This window comes from Aeribacillus sp. FSL k6-2211 (assembly GCF_037966125.1).
Classification (GTDB): Bacteria; Bacillota; Bacilli; order Bacillales; family Aeribacillaceae; genus Aeribacillus; species Aeribacillus composti.
Window position 1 is genome coordinate 407,104 of record NZ_CP150190.1, and the last position, 22,249, is coordinate 429,352.

At 42.8% G+C, this 22,249-nt stretch carries 17 protein-coding genes, 12 tRNA genes, 3 rRNA genes and 2 pseudogenes; 31 read left to right on the forward strand and 3 right to left on the reverse strand.

Annotated features, from left to right (window positions below; translation table 11 throughout):
* Positions 1-72: 72 nt before the first annotated feature.
* The 9 genes from NSU19_RS02035 (at position 73) to NSU19_RS02075 (ending at position 7,099) form a co-directional block, all read left to right on the forward strand.
* Positions 73-849 carry an STAS domain-containing protein gene (locus NSU19_RS02035; protein WP_235600452.1) on the forward strand — a complete coding sequence of 259 codons (777 nt, stop codon included), beginning with the start codon at positions 73-75 and terminating at the stop codon, positions 847-849.
* The gene (locus tag NSU19_RS02040) at positions 849-1,211 is read left to right on the forward strand and encodes an STAS domain-containing protein (protein WP_063388242.1); all 363 of its coding nucleotides are present in this window, start codon (positions 849-851) and stop codon (positions 1,209-1,211) included. The genes NSU19_RS02035 and NSU19_RS02040 overlap by 1 nt, the downstream gene beginning before the upstream one ends.
* 1 nt (position 1,212) lies before the next feature.
* Entirely contained in the window at positions 1,213-1,614 is a 402-nt protein-coding gene (locus tag NSU19_RS02045; protein WP_063388232.1) for an anti-sigma regulatory factor, read from the forward strand.
* A 9-nt stretch (positions 1,615-1,623) separates the two neighbouring features.
* Entirely contained in the window at positions 1,624-2,631 is a 1,008-nt protein-coding gene (locus NSU19_RS02050; protein WP_066247065.1) for a PP2C family protein-serine/threonine phosphatase, read from the forward strand.
* A gap of 60 nt (positions 2,632-2,691) precedes the next feature.
* Positions 2,692-3,015 (forward strand): anti-sigma factor antagonist, encoded by a 324-nt coding sequence (locus tag NSU19_RS02055; protein WP_339194049.1) that lies wholly within the window; start codon positions 2,692-2,694, stop codon positions 3,013-3,015.
* Complete coding sequence (gene rsbW, locus NSU19_RS02060) at positions 3,015-3,497, forward strand: anti-sigma B factor RsbW (RefSeq protein WP_063388235.1); 483 nt, start codon at positions 3,015-3,017, stop codon at positions 3,495-3,497. The genes NSU19_RS02055 and rsbW overlap by 1 nt, the downstream gene beginning before the upstream one ends.
* Complete coding sequence (gene sigB / locus NSU19_RS02065) at positions 3,463-4,245, forward strand: RNA polymerase sigma factor SigB (protein WP_339198467.1); 783 nt, start codon at positions 3,463-3,465, stop codon at positions 4,243-4,245. The genes rsbW and sigB overlap by 35 nt, the downstream gene beginning before the upstream one ends.
* On the forward strand, positions 4,245-4,844 hold the full coding sequence (locus tag NSU19_RS02070) for a PP2C family serine/threonine-protein phosphatase (RefSeq protein WP_066247059.1): 600 nt from the start codon (positions 4,245-4,247) through the stop codon (positions 4,842-4,844). Before sigB ends, NSU19_RS02070 begins: the two co-directional genes overlap by 1 nt.
* 98 nt (positions 4,845-4,942) lie before the next feature.
* Complete coding sequence (locus tag NSU19_RS02075; protein ID WP_066247056.1) at positions 4,943-7,099, forward strand: Tex family protein; 2,157 nt, start codon at positions 4,943-4,945, stop codon at positions 7,097-7,099.
* A gap of 142 nt (positions 7,100-7,241) precedes the next feature.
* Here the strand turns inward: NSU19_RS02075 and cmpA are convergent, their stop codons facing one another.
* Complete coding sequence (gene cmpA, locus NSU19_RS02080; protein WP_094245000.1) at positions 7,242-7,355, reverse strand: cortex morphogenetic protein CmpA; 114 nt, start codon at positions 7,353-7,355, stop codon at positions 7,242-7,244.
* Between the two features lie 169 nt (positions 7,356-7,524).
* On the opposite strand from cmpA, the pseudogene NSU19_RS02085 reads away from it, so the two are divergent.
* A pseudogene (locus NSU19_RS02085) lies at positions 7,525-7,851 on the forward strand (SprT family protein); the annotation flags it as partial.
* A 15-nt stretch (positions 7,852-7,866) separates the two neighbouring features.
* On the opposite strand, the gene NSU19_RS02090 reads toward NSU19_RS02085, so the two are convergent.
* Complete coding sequence (locus tag NSU19_RS02090) at positions 7,867-9,228, reverse strand: transposase (protein ID WP_087960047.1); 1,362 nt, start codon at positions 9,226-9,228, stop codon at positions 7,867-7,869.
* 173 nt (positions 9,229-9,401) lie between these two features.
* Here NSU19_RS02090 and NSU19_RS02095 point away from each other — a divergent pair.
* From NSU19_RS02095 to tsaD, 21 genes and pseudogenes are all read left to right on the forward strand, one after another.
* Positions 9,402-9,515 (forward strand): annotated as a pseudogene (locus tag NSU19_RS02095) (zinc ribbon domain-containing protein); the annotation flags it as partial.
* Between the two features lie 134 nt (positions 9,516-9,649).
* Positions 9,650-9,724: transfer RNA gene (locus NSU19_RS02100), tRNA-Asn, on the forward strand.
* A gap of 4 nt (positions 9,725-9,728) precedes the next feature.
* Positions 9,729-9,819 (forward strand) — tRNA-Ser (locus NSU19_RS02105).
* An 8-nt stretch (positions 9,820-9,827) separates the two neighbouring features.
* Positions 9,828-9,899 (forward strand) — tRNA-Glu (locus NSU19_RS02110).
* Positions 9,900-10,018: 119 nt separating this feature from the next.
* Positions 10,019-10,093: transfer RNA gene (locus NSU19_RS02115), tRNA-Gln, on the forward strand.
* A gap of 167 nt (positions 10,094-10,260) precedes the next feature.
* Positions 10,261-10,336, forward strand: a tRNA-Lys gene (locus NSU19_RS02120).
* 6 nt (positions 10,337-10,342) lie between these two features.
* Positions 10,343-10,424, forward strand: a tRNA-Leu gene (locus NSU19_RS02125).
* 5 nt (positions 10,425-10,429) lie between these two features.
* A tRNA-Leu gene (locus NSU19_RS02130) sits at positions 10,430-10,515 on the forward strand.
* A gap of 53 nt (positions 10,516-10,568) precedes the next feature.
* Positions 10,569-10,645: transfer RNA gene (locus NSU19_RS02135), tRNA-Arg, on the forward strand.
* Positions 10,646-10,648: 3 nt separating this feature from the next.
* Positions 10,649-10,722, forward strand: a tRNA-Pro gene (locus NSU19_RS02140).
* Positions 10,723-10,932: 210 nt separating this feature from the next.
* Positions 10,933-11,006, forward strand: a tRNA-Gly gene (locus NSU19_RS02145).
* A 74-nt stretch (positions 11,007-11,080) separates the two neighbouring features.
* Positions 11,081-12,634: ribosomal RNA gene (locus NSU19_RS02150) — 16S ribosomal RNA — on the forward strand.
* Between the two features lie 138 nt (positions 12,635-12,772).
* Positions 12,773-15,742: ribosomal RNA gene (locus NSU19_RS02155) — 23S ribosomal RNA — on the forward strand.
* Between the two features lie 139 nt (positions 15,743-15,881).
* Positions 15,882-15,997, forward strand: a 5S ribosomal RNA gene (gene rrf / locus NSU19_RS02160).
* Together the 16S, 23S and 5S rRNA genes with 12 tRNA genes alongside form the textbook arrangement of a ribosomal RNA operon.
* 31 nt (positions 15,998-16,028) lie before the next feature.
* Positions 16,029-16,105 (forward strand) — tRNA-Met (locus tag NSU19_RS02165).
* Between the two features lie 2 nt (positions 16,106-16,107).
* Positions 16,108-16,183, forward strand: a tRNA-Asp gene (locus NSU19_RS02170).
* A gap of 152 nt (positions 16,184-16,335) precedes the next feature.
* Positions 16,336-17,343, forward strand: coding sequence for a thiamine-phosphate kinase (gene thiL / locus NSU19_RS02175; RefSeq protein WP_063388678.1), 1,008 nt, complete (start codon positions 16,336-16,338; stop codon positions 17,341-17,343).
* Positions 17,330-17,806: a tRNA (adenosine(37)-N6)-threonylcarbamoyltransferase complex ATPase subunit type 1 TsaE gene (gene tsaE, locus NSU19_RS02180; protein WP_130158243.1), complete on the forward strand. Its 477-nt coding sequence runs from the start codon at positions 17,330-17,332 to the stop codon at positions 17,804-17,806. Before thiL ends, tsaE begins: the two co-directional genes overlap by 14 nt.
* Positions 17,787-18,482 carry a tRNA (adenosine(37)-N6)-threonylcarbamoyltransferase complex dimerization subunit type 1 TsaB gene (gene tsaB / locus NSU19_RS02185; RefSeq protein WP_066248096.1) on the forward strand — a complete coding sequence of 232 codons (696 nt, stop codon included), beginning with the start codon at positions 17,787-17,789 and terminating at the stop codon, positions 18,480-18,482. Before tsaE ends, tsaB begins: the two co-directional genes overlap by 20 nt.
* Positions 18,452-18,931 (forward strand): ribosomal protein S18-alanine N-acetyltransferase, encoded by a 480-nt coding sequence (gene rimI / locus NSU19_RS02190; protein ID WP_063388681.1) that lies wholly within the window; start codon positions 18,452-18,454, stop codon positions 18,929-18,931. Before tsaB ends, rimI begins: the two co-directional genes overlap by 31 nt.
* The gene (gene tsaD, locus NSU19_RS02195) at positions 18,931-19,950 is read left to right on the forward strand and encodes a tRNA (adenosine(37)-N6)-threonylcarbamoyltransferase complex transferase subunit TsaD (RefSeq protein ID WP_130158245.1); all 1,020 of its coding nucleotides are present in this window, start codon (positions 18,931-18,933) and stop codon (positions 19,948-19,950) included. Before rimI ends, tsaD begins: the two co-directional genes overlap by 1 nt.
* Before the next feature lie 274 nt (positions 19,951-20,224).
* Here tsaD and NSU19_RS02200 read toward each other — a convergent pair whose 3' ends face one another.
* Positions 20,225-22,147: an ABC-F family ATP-binding cassette domain-containing protein gene (locus NSU19_RS02200; protein WP_144598516.1), complete on the reverse strand. Its 1,923-nt coding sequence runs from the start codon at positions 22,145-22,147 to the stop codon at positions 20,225-20,227.
* Positions 22,148-22,249 lie beyond the last annotated feature (102 nt).

Here is a 22,249-nt window from a genome sequence, read left to right on the forward strand (position 1 = left end):
AAGGAGACATGCAACATGTCACTGAAAATTTCTGAAATAGTTGAATTTATCCGAATGCATCGAGACGAGATTATGAAGGATTGGATTGATCGCTTCAACAAGGCTGATGCCCAATCAATTTCCGCTGAGTCTGATCAAATTGATCAAGCAATTGCTGCAGAATATGTGAATATTCTCATCGAATGGAGCAAAAACAAAGAAGATGAATTTTCTGGAAAAATTCATGAATTTTCAAAACGGATTGTCCAGCTTGACTGGCCAATGGACAAAATTGCTCAATGCTTACATACTTTTGAAAAAATATTATTTGCTAAATTGCTTGAGAAACAAATACCGGGTGATCCGCTTGAATTATTATCGGAGATAGAGAAAGTTACCTCACCGGTTAATCGGGAAGTATTTCTGCAATATACCTCTTCATATGAAAGAACCATTAATCTCCAAAAAATGGCTCTGCAAGAATTGTCTGCGCCGTTGATTCCGGTTTTTGATAGCATCACTGTTATGCCATTGATTGGAACGATTGATACGGACCGTGCCAAAAGAATTATGGAAAATTTATTAAAAGGGGTCGTTAAATATCGTTCTGAAGTGGTGCTGATTGATATAACCGGTGTGCCTGTTGTGGATACGATGGTAGCCCATCACATTATACAAGCTGCAGAAGCAGTTCGTCTTGTAGGAGCAAAAAGTTTGCTTGTCGGCATTCGCCCTGAAATTGCGCAAACGATAGTGAATCTAGGCATTGATTTAAGTCAAATTACGACGAAAAATACCCTTCAAAAAGGCATCGAAGCTGCGCTTGAAATGACCAATCGAAAAATTGTTTCAATGGGTGAACGCAGATGATGAAAACGTCGAAAATACCTATTTTAAAACTGTATAATAATCTATTAATTTCAATACAGTGGGAGCTGGACGACAAAACAGCGATGCAATTTCAGGAAGATTTATTAAAGAAAATTCATGAAACAGGAGCAACAGGTGTTGTCATTGATTTAACTTCCGTTGATGTCATTGATTCATTTATCGCCAAGATTTTAGGGGACTGTGTCAACATGTCTAAGTTAATGGGGGCGACGGTCGTATTGACAGGTATTCAGCCTGCTGTGGCTATTACGCTGATCGAATTAGGCATTGAACTGGAAGATATTCATACTGCGCTTGACTTGGAAAAAGGGCTGGAATTGCTTAAGGAGCTGGAGGATTAGAATGGATGGCCAATCCTGTGTAATGATTATGAACGAATGGGATATTGTGGCTGCCCGCCAATTGGGTCGTCATGCTGCGAAAGAACTTGGATTCGGCGCAGTGGACCAAGCCCGGATTACCACCGCAATATCAGAATTAGCAAGGAACATTTATCATTATGCAAATGGTGGGAAAATTTACATCGATAAAATTGAAGAAAAAGAAAAAAAAGGAATTAAAATTACCGCCTCTGATCATGGGCCGGGAATTCCTGATATTCGCAAGGCAATGGAGGATGGATTTACGACGTCAGGAGGACTTGGGGCTGGATTGCCTGGTGTTAAGCGCTTAATGGACGAATTTTATATCGACTCAAAGACAGGCGAAGGGACCGTTGTACAAGTGGTGAAATGGCTTCGTTAGGAGGATTTTATGGCGTTTGATGATGATATTCAAATGAAATATAAAGAGATGTTAGCAAATTACATTCAAGAACTGACCGAACAAGCTTTATATGAAGGGCAGCGCTTCAGTTGGAAAGCAATTGAACATAAAATACCGCCTGAGGAAATCATCAACATCCATTTAAAAGTTTTAAAAGAATTATTTCCAGACATACCAAAAAAGATTTTAGATTCCTTTGACTTTTTATTGGAGGTAATGGTTGGTTATGGTCTGGCTTATCAAGAACATCAATTTTTGAGGGGCAGGCAGCTTGAGCTGAAATCCGAAATTGAAATTGCAGCAAACGTACAGCAGGCACTGCTGCAAACAAATATTCCAAAAGTCGAAGAATTGGACATAGGGGTCATCAGCGTTCCTGCCAAAATTATGAACGGAGATTATTACCAGTTTGCAGAACATGAAAACACAATGAGCGTTGCGATTGCGGATGTCATAGGCAAAGGCATACCTGCAGCATTGTGTATATCAATGATTAAATATGCGATGGACAGCCTCCTGGAATCAAGGCAAAATCCGAGCTACATATTAGAAAATTTAAATAGAGTTGTTGAACAAAACATCGATGTCAATATGTTTATTACCATGTTTTTTGGTAAGTACGATTTTCGGACGAATAAGATTACATATGCATCTGCAGGACATGAACCGGGCTTTTATTATTGCGCCAGCGAGGATCACTTTTATGACCTTCAATCAAAAGGGCTTGTTTTAGGTGTTGACCGGCAAGTGAAATATGAGCAATATGAATTAAATCTTTTCCAAAACGATATGATTATTCTTTTGTCAGATGGAGTAACTGAAACAAGAACGAAGGAAGGATTTATTGATAGAGCTGCAGTGACGAGCGCCATCCGAGCTCATTTACATTTGCCTGCTCAACAAATAGTAGAAAATATTTATAAAGATTTTGAGAAAATGCAAGGTTTTCAATTGCGGGATGATTTCACCTTAATCATTATGAAAAAAAATGTTTAAACGGCTTCGAAAAAGGGTATAAGTGAATGGATGATTTTGTCTTTTATGAGGGGGATCAGAATGAATCTTGAAATTGATATTAAAAAGGAAAAAAAGGTTTCGTATGTGCATCTAAAAGGAGAGATTGATGCCTATACTGCGCCAGCGCTAAAAAATAAACTTGCGCCCATTTCTGAGGAAAGCGAACCTTTTATTGAAGTCAACCTAAAAGATGTTGAATATATGGACTCAACCGGATTAGGAGTTTTTGTCGGATTGTTGAAAACGGTCAGAAAACAAGGCGGAAAGCTGAAATTGACAAATTTGTCGCCGCGGCTGGAGCGCTTATTTCATATTACCGGTTTGGACAGCATCATCGAGATTTCAAGAAAAGGTGAGGATTAATGGATAAATGTATTGATTACATTGAAATGAAAATACCTGCGAAAACTGAGTATATAGGGATTGTCAGATTGACTCTATCCGGTATCGCCAATAGAATGGGGTACACATATGATGACATTGAAGATTTAAAGATTGCCGTCAGTGAAGCGTGTACAAATGCGGTGCAGCATGCCTACGGTCATAATGAAAACGGTGAAGTGAGAATCGGCTTCAGCTTGTTTGAAAATCGATTAGAGATCACTGTTTCAGACGATGGAAAAAATTTCGATTTATCAAAAATGAAAGAAAACACCGGGCCTTATTCTCCTTCCATGCCGATTGAAAAATTGAGCGAGGGCGGTTTAGGTTTGTTTCTAATTAAAACGCTAATGGATGAAGTGACAATCGATATGAACTCAGGAGTAACTGTCAAGATGTCCAAGCTTTTAAATGAGGAGCGAATGAGAAATGAACAAACCTCATGGTCAAAAACGAAGCAATAACGAAATCCATGAACTCATTCGTCAAGTTCAGGAAAATAAAGATGAAAAAGCACAAGAACAAATTATTGAACTTTATCAGCCAATTGTTGTTGCACTGGCAAAAAAGTACTCAAGTTCGAAAATGTATCAGGAGGATTTGGTACAGGTCGGGATGATAGGTTTATTGGGAGCGATTGATCGCTTCGACCCAACAGTTGGGAAATCATTTGATGCGTTTGTTGTTCCAACGATTATTGGAGAAATCAAACGCTATCTTCGGGATAAAACGTGGAGCGTCCATGTGCCCCGCAGAATGAAAGAACTTGGACCAAAAATAAATGCAGCGGTGGAGCAGTTGACGAGTCAGCTGGAGCGCTCTCCGAAGGTCAAGGAAATAGCAGAATATTTAGGAGCAGCTGAGGAAGAAGTTTTGGAAGCTATGGAAATGGTCAAAAACTATCATACGCTTTCTGTTGATCACTCAATAGAAGCTGGACCGGATGGAACCGCGGTCACCATTTTAGATCTTGTCGGACAAAAAGACGAGGGCTTTGAACGCATTCTTCAAAAACTGACTATTGAAAACATTATGCACGTTTTAACTGAGAGAGAAAAAGAAATTATTCTACATTCTTTTTATCATAACCGCAGTCAAAAAGAAATAGGTGAAATTTTAGGTATCTCCCAAATGCATGTTTCCAGACTATTGCGCCAAGCATTAAAAAAATTAAAAAAAGCTGTTCACGCTGATCCAATGGAGATAGGGTAATGATTCAATATCAAGAAACTGAACATATTCAATTTTTGACATGTCAGGTTGGAAAAGTAGGCAGTGCTTATTGTGGAGACAGTTTTTTCACCTGTACGGACGAGCATAGATTTGTTTGTGTTGTCGCAGATGGGTTGGGAAGTGGACAAGCTGCGCGTGAATCATCTGAAATCATATGCCAAACGGTGAAGCAATACCAGCAGGAAACTGTACATGAGATTTTTAAACAGTGCCATAAGAAATTAAAAGGTAAAAGAGGCGCGACAGCCGGAATATTAAAGGTGGATTTCGTAGACAAAACTATTACATACGGCTCGGTAGGAAACGTTCGTTTCATCTTATATTTGCCTTCTGGGGAATACATTTATCCAATTCCAACCGCTGGATATTTACCTGGTAAAATGAAGAAATATCGCATCCGCACTTTTTCATATGAAAAAGGGTCAAAATTTATTATTCACACTGATGGCCTTTATGCTTCAAACATTAAAACGGCGTTAAAAGATCATTCTTCTATTCACGAGATTGCGAAAGGCTTCAATAAATTTCTTTCCGATCGGACAGATGATTTAACTTATATAATCGGGCAGCTTTTTTAATTGTTGGGACAATCGGATGGATAACGGTTGTCTTTTTATGTTGAAAAAATTTTTGATAAAATGTTTATGTAGATGGAAATAGTAGTGGAGGCTAAAGAATGTTAAATAATGAGAAAATTTTTCAAATGTTAAGCAGCGAATTATCAATATCCACCAAACAAATTCAAAATGTCATTGCATTGCTTGAAGACGGCAACACCGTTCCTTTTATTGCGCGGTACAGAAAAGAACAAACAGGCGCTTTAAATGAAGTGGAAATACGAAACATTAGTGAACGCTGGCAATACATACAAAACCTTGAAAAAAGAAAAGAAGAAGTTATTCGGTTAATTGAGGAACAAGGAAAACTAACAGAATCTTTGCGAAATGAAATACTGGCGGCTGAAAAATTGCAGCAAGTTGAAGACTTGTATCGGCCATACCGGCAAAAAAGAAGAACGAAAGCAACGATTGCAAAAGAAAGAGGGCTTGAGCCTTTAGCCAAATGGATATATTCCTTGCCGCTAGCGGGATCGATTGAAGAAGAAGCCGAAAAATACATCAATGAAGAGAAAGAAATCCATACGGTTGAAGATGCTCTCTCTGGTGCAAAAGATATTATTGCAGAATGGATTTCAGACGATCCGAATTATCGGCAATGGATAAGGGAGCAAACGTTGAAAGAAGGTATGGTCGTCTCAACGTGTAAAGACGAAGAAAAAGATGAGAAAAAAGTATTCGAAATGTATTACCAATATGAAGAACCGATCAAAAAAATCGTTCCCCATCGTGTTTTGGCGTTAAACAGAGGGGAGAAGGAAGGGATTTTAAGGGTGGCAATCGAGCCGCCGACAGAACAAATAGTAGCCTATTTGAAGAAAAAAGTTGTTTCGGATCAAAGGACAATTGCTGCTGATATTTTAATTGAAACGTTGGAGGATGCGTATAGACGGCTCATACAGCCTTCGATTGAGCGGGAGATTAGAAAAGAATTGACTGAAAAAGCTGAAGATCAGGCCATTCGTGTTTTTTCCGAAAATTTAAGAAAACTGCTCCTTCAACCTCCATTAAAAGGAACGATCGTTTTAGGAATCGACCCGGCTTACCGTACAGGATGCAAGCTTGCGGCAGTCGATGAAACTGGAAAAGTTCTTTATATTGATGTGATTTATCCTCATCCGCCAAAAAATGAAATAGAAAAATCAAAACAAAAGCTGATCGATATTATTCAACGCTTCCAAATTGAAGTAATCGCTATCGGCAATGGAACAGCTTCAAGAGAAACAGAACAATTTGTTGCAGATGTAATAAAAGAATTAAAAGAAGATATTTATTATTTAATTGTTAACGAGGCGGGAGCAAGTGTTTATTCAGCTTCTGATTTAGCCCGGGAAGAGTTCCCAGATCTTGAAGTCGAAGAACGCAGCGCAGTATCCATTGCTAGAAGGCTTCAAGATCCGCTTGCTGAATTGGTGAAAATTGATCCTAAATCAATCGGTGTTGGTCAATACCAGCATGATGTATCCCAAAAGAAATTGCATGACTCTTTAACGTTTGTTGTGGAAACAGTTGTCAACCAAGTCGGTGTCAACGTAAATACTGCTTCGCCGTCTCTGTTGCAATACGTATCTGGATTATCAAAAACAGTGGCTCATAATATTGTGAAACGGAGAGAAGAAATTGGAAAATTTGTGAATCGCAACGATTTAAAATCCATCCCACGGCTTGGGGAGAAAACGTATGAGCAATGTATCGGCTTTTTAAGAATATTGGACGGCGACGATCCGCTTGACAGGACGAGCATTCATCCTGAAAGCTATGAAGACGCTAGAAAACTGCTGTCAAGCCTTTCATTGACAGTCGATGATATCGGTACAGAACTGTTGAAAGATAAAATCAGATCGCTGAATATTCAAGAAACTTCAAAAGCCTTGCATATTGGCGAATATACATTGAAGGATATATGCGATGCTTTAATGAGACCGGAGCGCGATCCTCGTGATGAAGTTCCAAAACCTCTTTTGAAAAAAGATGTGCTGCAGCTTGAAGACTTGAAAGAAGGAATGGAGCTGCAAGGAACGGTTCGAAACGTAGTAGACTTTGGTGTATTTGTTGATATCGGCGTTAAACAGGATGGACTTGTGCACATTTCAAAATTAAGCAAACAATATGTAAAGCATCCTTTGGACGTTGTTTCGGTTGGGGACATCGTGACAGTCTGGGTGGAAAAAGTTGATGTTGATAAAGGAAGAGTCGCTTTAACAATGGTTAAATAAATAACAACAGAAATCACGGCTGTCGGCAAAGTCGACAGCTGATTTTTTATCAACCTTATATTGCATGCTGATGGAAGCAAACAACGATCTATCAACCAAAAAATTTTGAAAAAAGTTAGTCTGTTCTTTGAGAGCTGTTGAATTATGAGCAATGCTTTTTTCTATAGAAATACCAGCATTGATTTAATAACTTGATTTGATAAACGTTTTTTTCATAATATGCTTTCTTCATTTGATTTATAAGCCAATTCGGCATTGGTTAATACCTCCTTGGATGTATTGTTCTTTTTGGCTTGCCATTTTATGGTCAAGAAAAAAAGCATATGCTAAAATAAAATATGTGAGTCCGATTAGATGTAGTAATATTTATTGTATGCGTTAAGTTGTTGTCCTGTTCAACATGTTTTTAAAGTAGGTGCAGTACATTGAATGATGACCAGCTTCAAAAACTTGTGGAGCAAATTTCACTATCCTTTTTTGGGAAAAAATTTGTTCACAAAGCGTATTTTAATCACCGTCTTCGAACAACAGGCGGAAGATATTTATTAAACAGCCATGATATTGAAGTGAATAAAAAATATTATGAACAATACGGAATGGACGAATTAATAGGGATTATTAAGCATGAACTTTGCCACTACCATCTTCATATCGAAGGAAAAGGTTTTCGGCATCGGGACTCTGACTTTAAAATGCTTTTAAAAAAAGTAGGTGCACCTAGATTTTGCACACCATTAAGAGAAAAAAATAAAAATAATATTATTTACTCAACTTTCGCACACAGAAATATTTAAGCATTGCTTGATATAATTAGGTATAGTGGCCAACCATTTATTCATTTGATTTTTAAAGATGTCCATGTTCAAAGAAACCTCGGCTTCCGCCAAAGTTTGGAAAAGGTCAATAAGTGATTGAAGGGCAGTAATAAAATCTATGTCTTTTACATCTTCGCAAAGGATGTAAAAAAGGTTGCCAATCGTCTTAGGATCCTCCTCTTTTCGCATTTGCCAAGCAATGAGAATATATCGTGTAAAAACAATGGTTGTATGGCTAATTAACATGTCGTAGGAACGTCCCTGGAATTCTTTCTCTAAATTTAAAAGGGATTTATTGCATTTGAAGAAGACTTCAATGTCCCAACGCATGCCGTAAATACGAATGATCTCTTCATTTTCTAATGTTGTATCTGTGCTGAGAATGGCAAGCCATTCGCTCCGTTTATTACGGTTTCGTACAAATAGAATTTTTACTGGAATTCCATTGTCTAAAGTAGCATAAACGGATCCGCGAATGTCTTTTTTACCCATGTGAGGTTTTGCCAATTTGTAAAGTTGATTCAGTGTGAAACGTTCACCATTGTAAACGTATCGCTGCTTTAATTGCTTCACCAAGCCAATGACAAATAACCCTTTGTTCGTAATCTTCTCAATTAAAGGCGCTTGTGTAAACCAGGAATCCATGAGAACATAGTCAGCTATAATCCCTTTTTCAAGCGCATGATCAAGTAAAGCTGAAGCCACGTCCGGTTTTGATTTCAGAGCTTCCTGGCGACGCTTATAGCCAGATGTTCGTTTATCAATATTGGTATTGATTTCTTGCAGGCGATTTTCCTTTTTCGGTGAACTTAGAAGAGCAAAATCAACGGGAATAAAAGTAAAACTATCGGTCCAGCCAAGGGTAAGCATTTGAAACCCTTTCAAGTACTGATGGGTAGAGTGATCAAAAACCTTAGCCAACAGTTCAACCGACTTACTACGGTTTCTTGAAAAGACAGAATCATCAATCACAAAAGCTGTGACACGATCTTTTGAAGTTAATGGTTGAAGCAGACGGATCATTTCACTGCTTAATGAAAGCAGAAACTTTCTCCAATGATAGGTTGGTGTATTTAAAAAGCGATAGACTGTATCCTTTCCGGGCAGATCCTGAGATCGTTTACTCATAAAAGCACGAAACCAGTTCTTATATTGGAAGACTAAAAGAAAAATCAGTTTGAAAACAGTAAGACAAGAATACCCGGAAAGTTTCGTAATATTCGCTTTTCTTAAATGATATCCAATATTTAATTCGGAAAATCCTTGTTTAATTTCTTTTGGTAATTGCGCAAAGTAGTCTTTATTCGTTATCATAGTGGTGACACCTTTCTTTTGGATTTGGTTTCGTCACCAATATTTTACCAAAAGAATAGGTGTCTTTCTTTATGTTTTAAAAAATGTCAAATGATAATTTTGTACTTCCCAAGACCATTTACATCAAGCATTTAAACAAGATTTTGGACTGCGAAAGCTGAGTTATTTATATTTATAAATGCCTATCATGTATGAGCACTTTTATTCGCCGTAGAAAAATGAACCCAGAACGATATTTATGCGGAAAGTGCGGAGGAAAAATTCAATTTTATAAAAATAATGGTTGACGGAAAGGAGAAAGATATGATAAAGTATAAAAGCCGTCGCTAATTGGATGGTAGCGAAAAACAATATATAATGAACTGTTGACAAAATTATAAATGCTCATTACAATGGTTACAGTCGTCAATTTTTTCTTCATTCCGCAGTAGCTCAGTGGTAGAGCATTCGGCTGTTAACCGAACGGTCGCAGGTTCGAATCCTGCCTGCGGAGCCAATTTGGAGAAGTACCCAAGTGGCTGAAGGGGCTCCCCTGCTAAGGGAGTAGGTCGTGTAAGCGGCGCGAGGGTTCAAATCCCTCCTTCTCCGCCATGAAAAATGGCCCGTTGGTCAAGTGGTTAAGACACCGCCCTTTCACGGCGGTAACACGGGTTCGAATCCCGTACGGGTCATTCATATTCGCTGAAATAGGAAGTTGAAAAACTTCCTATTTCTAACTTTAAAAAATCCAAACCAAAAAGTCTTTACATAGCGTTCAAAAAATGTTACAATAAATTTTGTGACTTTTTGATGGGCTATAGCCAAGCGGTAAGGCAACGGACTTTGACTCCGTGATGCGCTGGTTCGAATCCAGCTAGCCCAGCCACTTATTATAAAAATAATAAGAGCCATTAGCTCAGTCGGTAGAGCAACGAGCAAGGCTTCGTTGAATAAGCAGCGAGTTGTCCCGACGCATCCAGCACCTTGAGAAAGCTGGAAGAGGAAGGGACATCTGACCGACTTTAAAACAGATTAGAAGAAATTACTTTTTATGAGCCATTAGCTCAGTCGGTAGAGCATCTGACTTTTAATCAGAGGGTCGGAGGTTCGAATCCTCCATGGCTCACCATTTAATGCGGGTGTGGCGGAATTGGCAGACGCACTAGACTTAGGATCTAGCGCCTTACGGCGTGGGGGTTCAAGTCCCTCCACCCGCATATTCGCGGTAGTGGCGGAATGGCAGACGCGCTAGGTTGAGGGCCTAGTGGGGGCGACCCCGTGGAGGTTCGAGTCCTCTCTACCGCACCAAAAAAGTGTTGACATCATATTTTAAGTGAGTTACAATAAAAAACCTGTGGAATGCGCCCGTAGCTCAATTGGATAGAGCGTTTGACTACGGATCAAAAGGTTAGGGGTTCGACTCCTCTCGGGCGCGCCATATCGGGAAGTAGCTCAGCTTGGTAGAGCACATGGTTTGGGACCATGGGGTCGCAGGTTCGAATCCTGTCTTCCCGATTTTGATCAATAAAGGCTTAAAAGCAAAATTGCATGAATAAATTAAGATATGCGGGTGTAGTTTAGTGGTAAAACCTCAGCCACGAGCGACACTTCAATGAATAATCTGCGAGTTGCCTCGACGCATTTACATCCTCGAACAATGCTGGAAGAGGAAGAGGCATGGAAAATGCGTGTTTATCATCTAAATAGAAAAACAAATATTTTCGCGCGGGTGTAGTTTAGTGGTAAAACCTCAGCCTTCCAAGCTGATGTCGTGGGTTCGATTCCCATCACCCGCTCCAAAATGATCTTTGAAAACTGAACAAAACGAAAAGCGTGCCTGTTGATTCTGACAAGAGCATTTGGTGACAAACTTTTTTTGGAGAGTTTGATCCTGGCTCAGGACGAACGCTGGCGGCGTGCCTAATACATGCAAGTCGAGCGGACCGAAGGGAGCTTGCTCCTTTAGGTTAGCGGCGGACGGGTGAGTAACACGTGGGCAACCTGCCCTGCAGACTGGGATAACTTCGGGAAACCGGAGCTAATACCGGATAACACCGAAAACCGCATGGTTTTCGGTTGAAAGGCGGCTTTTAGCTGTCACTGCAGGATGGGCCCGCGGCGCATTAGCTAGTTGGTGAGGTAACGGCTCACCAAGGCGACGATGCGTAGCCGACCTGAGAGGGTGACCGGCCACACTGGGACTGAGACACGGCCCAGACTCCTACGGGAGGCAGCAGTAGGGAATCTTCCGCAATGGACGAAAGTCTGACGGAGCAACGCCGCGTGAGCGAAGAAGGTCTTCGGATCGTAAAGCTCTGTTGTCAGGGAAGAACAAGTGCCGTTCGAACAGGGCGGTACCTTGACGGTACCTGACGAGGAAGCCACGGCTAACTACGTGCCAGCAGCCGCGGTAATACGTAGGTGGCAAGCGTTGTCCGGAATTATTGGGCGTAAAGCGCGCGCAGGCGGTTCCTTAAGTCTGATGTGAAATCTCGCGGCTCAACCGCGAGCGGCCATTGGAAACTGGGGAACTTGAGTGCAGGAGAGGGGAGCGGAATTCCACGTGTAGCGGTGAAATGCGTAGAGATGTGGAGGAACACCAGTGGCGAAGGCGGCTCTCTGGCCTGTAACTGACGCTGAGGCGCGAAAGCGTGGGGAGCGAACAGGATTAGATACCCTGGTAGTCCACGCCGTAAACGATGAGTGCTAAGTGTTAGAGGGTATCCACCCTTTAGTGCTGCAGCAAACGCATTAAGCACTCCGCCTGGGGAGTACGGCCGCAAGGCTGAAACTCAAAGGAATTGACGGGGACCCGCACAAGCGGTGGAGCATGTGGTTTAATTCGAAGCAACGCGAAGAACCTTACCAGGTCTTGACATCCCCTGACAACCCTAGAGATAGGGCGTTCCCCTTTCGGGGACAGGGTGACAGGTGGTGCATGGTTGTCGTCAGCTCGTGTCGTGAGATGTTGGGTTAAGTCCCGCAACGAGCGCAACCCTTGACCTTAGTTGCCAGCATTCAGTTGGGCACTCTAAGGTGACTGCCGGCTAAAAGTCGGAGGAAGGTGGGGATGACGTCAAATCATCATGCCCCTTATGACCTGGGCTACACACGTGCTACAATGGGTGGTACAAAGGGCAGCGAAACCGCGAGGTGGAGCGAATCCCAAAAAACCACTCTCAGTTCGGATTGCAGGCTGCAACTCGCCTGCATGAAGCCGGAATCGCTAGTAATCGCGGATCAGCATGCCGCGGTGAATACGTTCCCGGGTCTTGTACACACCGCCCGTCACACCACGAGAGTTTGTAACACCCGAAGTCGGTGGGGTAACCCTTACGGGAGCCAGCCGCCGAAGGTGGGACAAATGATTGGGGTGAAGTCGTAACAAGGTAGCCGTATCGGAAGGTGCGGCTGGATCACCTCCTTTCTAAGGATATATACATTGAAATAGGGTGCGCTTTTCCGTTTTGTTTAGTTTTGAAGGATCATATCCTTCTTGATTGTTCTTTGAAAACTGGATAACGGAAAGACATTCACGAATAGATCGCTCATGTTAGGAAGAAACGGTTAAGTTAGAAAGGGCGCACGGTGGATGCCTTGGCACTAGGAGCCGATGAAGGACGGGACAAACACCGAAATGCTTCGGGGAGCTGTAAGTAAGCGTCGATCCGGAGATGTCCGAATGGGGGAACCCACTGCCCGTAATGGGGCAGTATCCATACCTGAATCCATAGGGTATGGAGGGCAACCCGGGGAACTGAAACATCTAAGTACCCGGAGGAAGAGAAAGCAACAGCGATTCCCTGAGTAGCGGCGAGCGAAACGGGAACAGCCCAAACCAAGAGGCGTGCCTCTTGGGGTTGTAGGACACTCGATTAAGGAGTGACAAAGGAACGGGGTAGACGAAGAGGTCTGGAAAGGCCCGTCAGAGAAGGTAACAACCCTGTAGTCGAAACTCCGTTCCCTCCCGAGTGGATCCTGAGTACGGCGGGACACGTGAAATCCCGTCGGAAGCAGGGAGGACCATCTCCCAAGGCTAAATACTCCCTAGTGACCGATAGTGAACCAGTACCGTGAGGGAAAGGTGAAAAGCACCCCGGGAGGGGAGTGAAAGAGAACCTGAAACCGTGTGCCTACAAGTAGTCAGAGCCCTATTCCCACCCACAAAAGCAGGCTTTTGCGGGGACCCGGGATGGGTGATGGCGTGCCTTTTGTAGAATGAACCGGCGAGTTGCGATTTCGTGCAAGGTTAAGCCGAAAGGCGGAGCCGCAGCGAAAGCGAGTCTGAAGAGGGCGAAATAGTACGAGGTCGCAGACCCGAAACCAGGTGATCTACCCATGTCCAGGGTGAAGGCAAGGTAACACTTGCTGGAGGCCCGAACCCACGCACGTTGAAAAGTGCGGGGATGAGGTGTGGGTAGGGGTGAAATGCCAATCGAACTTGGAGATAGCTGGTTCTCTCCGAAATAGCTTTAGGGCTAGCCTCAAGGGAAGAGTCTTGGAGGTAGAGCACTGATTGGACGAGGGGCCCCCATCGGGTTACCGAATTCAGTCAAACTCCGAATGCCAATGACTTATCCTTGGGAGTCAGACTGCGAGTGATAAGATCCGTGGTCAAAAGGGAAACAGCCCAGACCGCCAGCTAAGGTCCCAAAGTATACGTTAAGTGGAAAAGGATGTGGAGCTGCTTAGACAACCAGGATGTTGGCTTAGAAGCAGCCACCATTTAAAGAGTGCGTAATAGCTCACTGGTCGAGTGGCTCTGCGCCGAAAATGTACCGGGGCTAAACGTATCACCGAAGCTGCGGGTTGACACCGTTGGTGTCAGCGGTAGGAGAGCGTTCTAAGGGCATCGAAGCCGGACCGGAAGGACCGGTGGAGCGCTTAGAAGTGAGAATGCCGGTATGAGTAGCGAAAGAGGGGTGAGAATCCCCTCCGCCGAAAGCCTAAGGTTTCCTGAGGAAGGCTCGTCCGCTCAGGGTTAGTCGGGACCTAAGCCGAGGCCGAAAGGCGTAGGTGATGGACAACAGGTTGATATTCCTGTACCACCTCCTCACCGTTTGAGCAATGGGGGGACGCAGGAGGATAGGGCAAGCGCGCGGCTGGATGTGCGCGTCCAAGCAGTTAGGGCTGGCAAGCAGGCAAATCCGCTTGCCGTGTGCTTGAGCTGTGATGGCGAGGGAAAGGAAGTACCGAAGTTCCCGATTCCACACTGCCAAGAAAAGCCTCTAGCGAGGTGAGAGGTGCCCGTACCGCAAACCGACACAGGTAGGCGAGGAGAGAATCCTAAGGTGAGCGAGAGAACTCTCGTTAAGGAACTCGGCAAAATGACCCCGTAACTTCGGGAGAAGGGGTGCTCATCAAGGTGATAAGCCATGATGAGCCGCAGTGAAAAGGCCCAGGCGACTGTTTAGCAAAAACACAGGTCTCTGCGAAACCGTAAGGTGAAGTATAGGGGCTGACGCCTGCCCGGTGCTGGAAGGTTAAGGGGAGCGCTTAAGCTGTAGCTGAAGGTGCGAACCGAAGCCCCAGTAAACGGCGGCCGTAACTATAACGGTCCTAAGGTAGCGAAATTCCTTGTCGGGTAAGTTCCGACCCGCACGAAAGGCGTAACGATCTGGGCACTGTCTCAACGAGAGACTCGGTGAAATTATAGTACCTGTGAAGATGCAGGTTACCCGCGACAGGACGGAAAGACCCCGTGGAGCTTTACTGCAGCCTGATATTGAATGTGGGTACAGCTTGTACAGGATAGGTAGGAGCCAGAGACGCGTGAGCGCCAGCTTGCGCTGAGGCGACGGTGGGATACTACCCTGGCTGTACTGACATTCTAACCCGCGCCCCTGATCGGGGCGGGAGACAGTGTCAGGTGGGCAGTTTGACTGGGGCGGTCGCCTCCTAAAAGGTAACGGAGGCGCCCAAAGGTTCCCTCAGAATGGTTGGAAATCATTCGGAGAGTGCAAAGGCAGAAGGGAGCTTGACTGCGAGACCTACAAGTCGAGCAGGGACGAAAGTCGGGCTTAGTGATCCGGTGGTTCCGCATGGAAGGGCCATCGCTCAACGGATAAAAGCTACCCCGGGGATAACAGGCTGATCTCCCCCAAGAGTCCACATCGACGGGGAGGTTTGGCACCTCGATGTCGGCTCATCGCATCCTGGGGCTGTAGTCGGTCCCAAGGGTTGGGCTGTTCGCCCATTAAAGCGGTACGCGAGCTGGGTTCAGAACGTCGTGAGACAGTTCGGTCCCTATCCGTCGCGGGCGCAGGAAATTTGAGAGGAGCTGTCCTTAGTACGAGAGGACCGGGATGGACGCACCGCTGGTGTACCAGTTGTCCCGCCAGGGGCACCGCTGGGTAGCTATGTGCGGAAGGGATAAGCGCTGAAAGCATCTAAGCGTGAAGCCCCCCTCAAGATGAGATTTCCCATCGCTAAACGCGAGTAAGATCCCTTGAAGATGACGAGGTAGATAGGTCCGAGGTGGAAGCGTGGTGACACGTGGAGCTGACGGATACTAATCGATCGAGGACTTAACCAAGAAAGAGCATCTATTCGTGAAGGAACCGTTATCTAGTTTTGAAAGAATGATATTCAAAAAAGTGTTGACAACTGCGATCAAAAAGTTATAATAGTAGTTGTCCATCGAACTGAATGGAACAATGAATAGAAAAAAATTGCTTGGTGGCAATGGCGAAGAGGTCACACCCGTTCCCATCCCGAACACGGAAGTTAAGCTCTTCAGCGCCGATGGTAGTGAGGGTTTGTCCCTTGCGAGAGTAGGACGCTGCCAGGCAATTCATTTGAATATAAGCTTTCTAAATTATCGCGGGGTGGAGCAGTCCGGTAGCTCGTCGGGCTCATAACCCGAAGGTCGCAGGTTCAAATCCTGCCCCCGCAACCAATGGTCCCGTAGTGTAGCGGTTAACATGCCTGCCTGTCACGCAGGAGATCGCGGGTTCGATTCCCGTCGGGACCGCCATTACAACAATATACGAACAACTAACGAAACGTTCAACGTTTCGTTTTTTTATTTTATGAATATCTTGGATAAGCTAAACATATGCGGTAAACTATACAAGAGGATTGAATTGGATTCTTTAGGAGAGCATCTTTTAAAGAAAGAGGTTTTATATGTCAATTCAGGATGAATTTGAGTTTATCCGAAGTATTCGGCCAGCACATTATTTTCATGAAGGCCTTGTTGTCGGAATAGGTGACGATGCCGCAGTTTACACACCGAATAAAGGTTTTCAGCAAATAGTCTGCACAGACACAATGGTCGAAGGGGTTCATTTTTTACGTAAAACAATGGAGCCTTTTGATATCGGCTTTAAATGTTTGGCAGTGAACATTAGTGATATTGCCGCAATGGGCGGGATTCCAAAGTATTTTTTAGTTTCCATTGCGATTCCCTCTCGATGGCACGAGAAAGACTTACAATCTATATACAAAGGAATGGCAGATGCCGCAGAAAAATATAAAGTGGATTTAATCGGTGGAGATACTGTTTCTATTGCTGATCACCTTGTCATCACCGTCACCTTGATTGGAGAAGTTGAACGCGGGAAAGCCCAATTGAGAAGCTCAGCAAGACCGGGGGATGTGGTTTTTGTTACGGGTACTCTGGGGGATTCAGCTGCTGGATTGCACCTTCTATTAAACGATGAGTTCAATTTGCCGGAGGACGATTATCAATATTTAGTATCTCGCCATAGACGTCCGAAGCCGCAAGTAAAAGCGGGCAGGATTATTTCTGAAGTGGATCGGGCGAGCCTTAATGATATTAGTGACGGTATTGCAAGCGAATTGAATGAGATAGCTGACATGAGCAACGTACAAATCGTCGTACATAAAGATCTTCTTCCATTAAGTGATTCAATACAATTATTGCCGTTAGAAAAGCAATTTGAGTGGGCTATCACTGGAGGAGAAGATTTTGAACTGGTAGGAACGACTTCTAAACATTCCTTTGAAGTATTGAAAAAAAAATGCGAGCAAGAAGGAATACGCATAACGAAGATCGGAGAAGTATTTGAAGGCAGCCCATCGGTTTATTTGCAAGAAAAAAATATTCGCAAACGGCTATTAAGCAAAGGCTACAATCATTTTAAAAAAGGTGATTCATTTGGATCAATTTGAAATAAAAACAACAAATCCTGAAGAGACAGGGAATATGGCGATGAAGCTGGCTCAGCACTTACAAGCGGGCGATGTGATTACGCTTGAAGGAGATCTTGGAGCAGGCAAAACTACATTTGTGAAAGGACTGGCAAAAGGTTTGGGCATTGGCAGAACAGTGAGCAGTCCTACTTTTACAATCATGAAGGAGTATACAGACGGCAGACTGCCGCTTTATCATATGGACGTTTATCGGATTGAAAATAGCGATGAGGATTTAGGGTTTGATGAGTTTTTTGATGGAGACGGTGTAACAGTTGTAGAGTGGGCGCATTATATAGAAGATCAACTGCCGGAGGAAAGACTGGATGTATTCATCCGTTACATTCAGGACAATACAAGATCTCTAATTTTTAGGCCGAAGGGAAAAAGATATATTAAGCTGTGTAAGGAGTTTTTTACTGATGACGGTATTAGCGATTGATACATCAAACGACTGTTTAGGCATTGCGTTAGTAGACGAAACTAAAATTATTGGCGAATATATGACGAACTTGAAAAAAAACCATTCTGTTCGTGCAATGCCGGCAGTTGATTATCTTTTGAAAGAGTGCCACGTTCAGCCCAGCGACTTAACAAAGATTGTGGTTGCCCAAGGTCCTGGCTCTTATACTGGTGTGCGAATCGGTGTAACAATTGCTAAGACGCTTGCATGGGCTAGAAACATTCCTTTAACGGGCGTTTCCAGTCTTGAAGTGCTTGCGCTGAACGGGCGTTTTTTTGACGGATTGATTTGCCCTTTATTTGATGCAAGAAGAGGACGAGTTTATACCGGGCTGTATGAATTTAAAGAAAACATACTTTGTGTGAAAGAAGACAGAAATATTCTGCTAGAAGATTGGTTGAATGAAATAAAACAGCTCAAAAAGCGGGTGCTCTTTTTAGGGAATGATGTTTCTCTTCATTTAGATCTGATCAAAGAAATAATGGGTGAGTTGGCAGTCATCGGGGATCCGTCATTGCACCAGCCGCGTCCGGGATTGCTAGGTTTGCTGGGAATGACTAGAGAAGCAGTCAATGTTCATCAGTTTGTGCCAAATTATTTAAGGTTAGCAGAGGCGGAAGCGAAATGGATCGAGCAGCAAAAAACGTCAACATGATTAATAATCAAGTAAATGTTCGAAAAATGACAGTTGAAGATATACATCGTGTTTATGAAATCGAACAGCTGTCATTTTCGGTTCCTTGGACAAAGGAATCATTTTATCGGGAATTGGTCCATAACCATTTTGCTACTTATTTAGTAATAGAATATGAAGGAAAAGTTGTAGGTTATTGCGGTTTATGGGTGATTGTTGATGATGGGCAGATTACCAATATTGCTATTTCTCCAGCGTATCGGGGAAAAAAGCTGGGAGAGACCCTGCTTAGAAGCGTTTTAAACGTAGCAAAAGAAAAAGGAGCCAAAACCGTTACATTAGAAGTCCGAGTTTCGAATACTGTTGCGCAATCATTATATAAGAAATTGAATTTTGAACCAATCGGAATCCGGGAAAACTATTATACGGATAACCAAGAAGATGCGATATTAATGCAGGTGAATTTATAATGAAAGATCGATTAATTTTAGGAATTGAAACAAGCTGTGATGAAACAGCAGCTGCCATTGTGAAAAACGGAAAAGAAATTGTTGCACAAGTCGTTGCTTCCCAAATTGAAAGCCATAAACGTTTTGGCGGAGTCGTTCCAGAAATCGCTTCACGCCATCATGTCGAGCAAATTACTCTCGTATTAGAAGAAACGTTAAAACAGGCGAATCTTTCGTATCACGATTTGAACGCCATAGCCGTGACAGAAGGACCGGGGCTGGTTGGTGCATTATTGATTGGAGTCAATGCCGCAAAGGCTTTAGCTTTTGCGTATGATCTTCCACTAATCGGAGTACATCATATTGCAGGACACATTTATGCGAACCGTCTTGTGAAAGAATTTTCTTTCCCGCTGATTGCATTAGTTGTTTCCGGCGGCCATACAGAGCTTGTCTATATGAAGGAGCACGGTTGTTTTGAGGTGATTGGGGAAACACTTGATGATGCAGCAGGAGAGGCTTATGATAAAGTAGCGCGAACATTAAACCTGCCTTATCCGGGCGGGCCTCATATCGACAGGCTAGCACATGAAGGAACTGCTTCCATTGATTTGCCGCGAGCATGGCTTGAAGAAGGCTCGTTTCATTTTAGTTTCAGCGGGCTGAAGTCAGCGGTGATTAACACTCTTCATAACGCGGCGCAAAGAGGGATCACGATAGATCCGAAAGATATGGCTGCAAGTTTTCAGCAAAGTGTTGTAGAAGTTTTAGTGGAAAAAACTGTTCGTGCCAGTGAGAAGTATCAAGCTAAGCAAGTTCTTTTATCAGGCGGAGTAGCGGCGAATAAAGGATTAAGAACTGCTATGGAGGAAGCATTCAAAAAGAAAAAAGGGATCGACCTCGTCATTCCACCATTGTCCTTATGCACAGATAATGCGGCCATGATTGCAGCTTTCGCTGATGTACTTTATGAAAAAGGAATTTTCGGTGATTATCGTATGAATGCTCATCCTGGATTGGAATTAACGTCATATATATAGAGGCAAAATAGGGTCGAATGAACAGCGGCCCTATTTTTTTGTTTTAACCACAGGTTATCCACAAAGAAAAGCTTCATTTTGGATAAATAAGACGAAACATTGAAATAGAAGAAGAAAAAACAAGGTGAAACATGTGGATAACTAAAGGGGTTTGTTGTGGATAATGTGAACAAATAAGAAAAATATTATAAGGTAAGGAACTAATGATGTGGATAACTGTTTGAGAGAAACATGCTGAAGGAAACAAAATAAATAAAAAACCGGCATGAGCCGGTTATTCAGAAAGAAGTGATTCCCATTCCTCCATCAGTTGATCTAGTTGTTCCGTTAACATGACATTTTGATCATGAAGTTTTTGAGCTTTTTCATGATCTTGGTATATATTTGGATCGCAAAGCATTTCATTGTTTTCAGCGATCGCTTCTTCAATTTCTGCTATTTTGTTTTCAAGTTCTTCAATGCGGCGCTGTCTTTGCCGTTCCTTTTTTTTCAATATTTTTTCTTGTTCATAAGATAATTTTCCTTGTTTTTGCTCTTTGGTTTCGATAGTTGGTTCTTTCAACTGTTCAAGCTCGATCATCTCCGCTTTTTTTGCAATGTAATAATCATAGTCCCCGATATATTCGGCAATGCCTTCTGTGGATAATTCAAAAATTTTGGTCGCGATTTTGTTGATAAAATAACGATCATGCGAAACAAACAAGATTGTTCCAGGAAAATTTATCAGAGCGTTTTCCAATACTTCTTTGCTGTCGAGATCCAGATGATTCGTAGGTTCATCCATGATGAGAAAGTTAGCTTTTTTTAGCATTAATTTCGCTAAAGCGAGCCGAGCTTTTTCTCCTCCGCTTAAAGACGAGACGGTTTTCAGCACTTCATCTCCGGAAAAAAGAAAATTCCCTAAAACCGTTCGGATTTCTTTTTCTGTTTTTTCGGGATAGTCATCCCACAATTCATCTAAAACCCGTTTAGATGAAGACAAATCCGCTTGTTCCTGGTCATAATATCCGATTTGGACATTAGATCCAAACTGAATTTTTCCGCTCAGCGGCTTTAAGCGGTTGATGATCGTTTTTAATAAGGTAGATTTTCCAACTCCGTTTGGCCCTATTAAGGCAATTGAGTCCTTCCTGTTGATCGAAAAGTTAATATTTTTCACGATCGGAGTTTTTTGATCGTAGGAAAGGGACAAATCAATGGCTTTTAACACGTCATTGCCGCTTTGCTTTTCGATTTCGAAGGAAAAGCTGGCTGACTTCTCGTCCCCAGCGGGTCTGTCCAGTATTTCCATTTTCTCAAGCATTTTCCTTCTGCTTTGCGCACGTTTCGTTGTCGATGCTCTTGCTAAGTTTCGTTGAATAAAATCTTTCATCCGCGCGATTTCTTCTTGCTGTTTTTCAAATTGTTTTAATTCCCTTTCGTACGCTTCCGCTTTTTGTTTTAAATAAGCGCTGTAATTCCCAACATACTTCGTACAAACTGTTCGTGATATTTCATAAACAGTGTTGACAACGCGATCTAAAAAGTACCGGTCGTGGGAAACAATTAGAACCGCTCCATTATAATGCTGTAAATATTGTTCGAGCCAGTTTAATGTTTCCATGTCAAGATGGTTTGTCGGCTCGTCGAGTATGAGCAGATCCGGTTTTTTCAACAGGAGCTTTCCGAGTGCTAACCGGGTTTTTTGTCCTCCGCTCAAAACCGAAATTTTAGTTGAATAGTCGTAATCAGCAAACCCTAATCCATGCAGCACAGAACGGATATCCGCCTCATATTGATATCCGCCATTTTCTTTATATAAATGTTGGAGTGAATCATATTCCTTCATTAAGCTTTGCAAAGCATGAGAATCTCCAGCTGAGGAGATAGCTGCCATTTTTTGTTCAATATTTCGCAGCTCAGCTTCGATGTTCCGCAGCTCTTCAAAAACGGTTAGCATTTCATCCCATATCGACTTAGTTGATTCTAATCCTGTGTTTTGTGCCAGATAGCCGATTGTTAAATCTTTTGGCTTCACAATTTCACCAGAATCAAAGGGCATTTCACCGGCAATGATTTTCAATAATGTTGATTTTCCGGCTCCATTGCGGCCTACAACGGCGATTTTATCTCCTGTTTGGATTTCCAGCTTAATATTCGATAAAATAAGGTCAGCACCATAATATTTTGTGATTTTGTTTAACTGCAATAAAATCATCCATAGTTCACCTCAATCTTTGCTAGAATAAGTGTAGCCTATATATTTGACTGCAGGCAACTGACCTGATGAACAAAAGGACAAGAAATTGTAACAATCGTT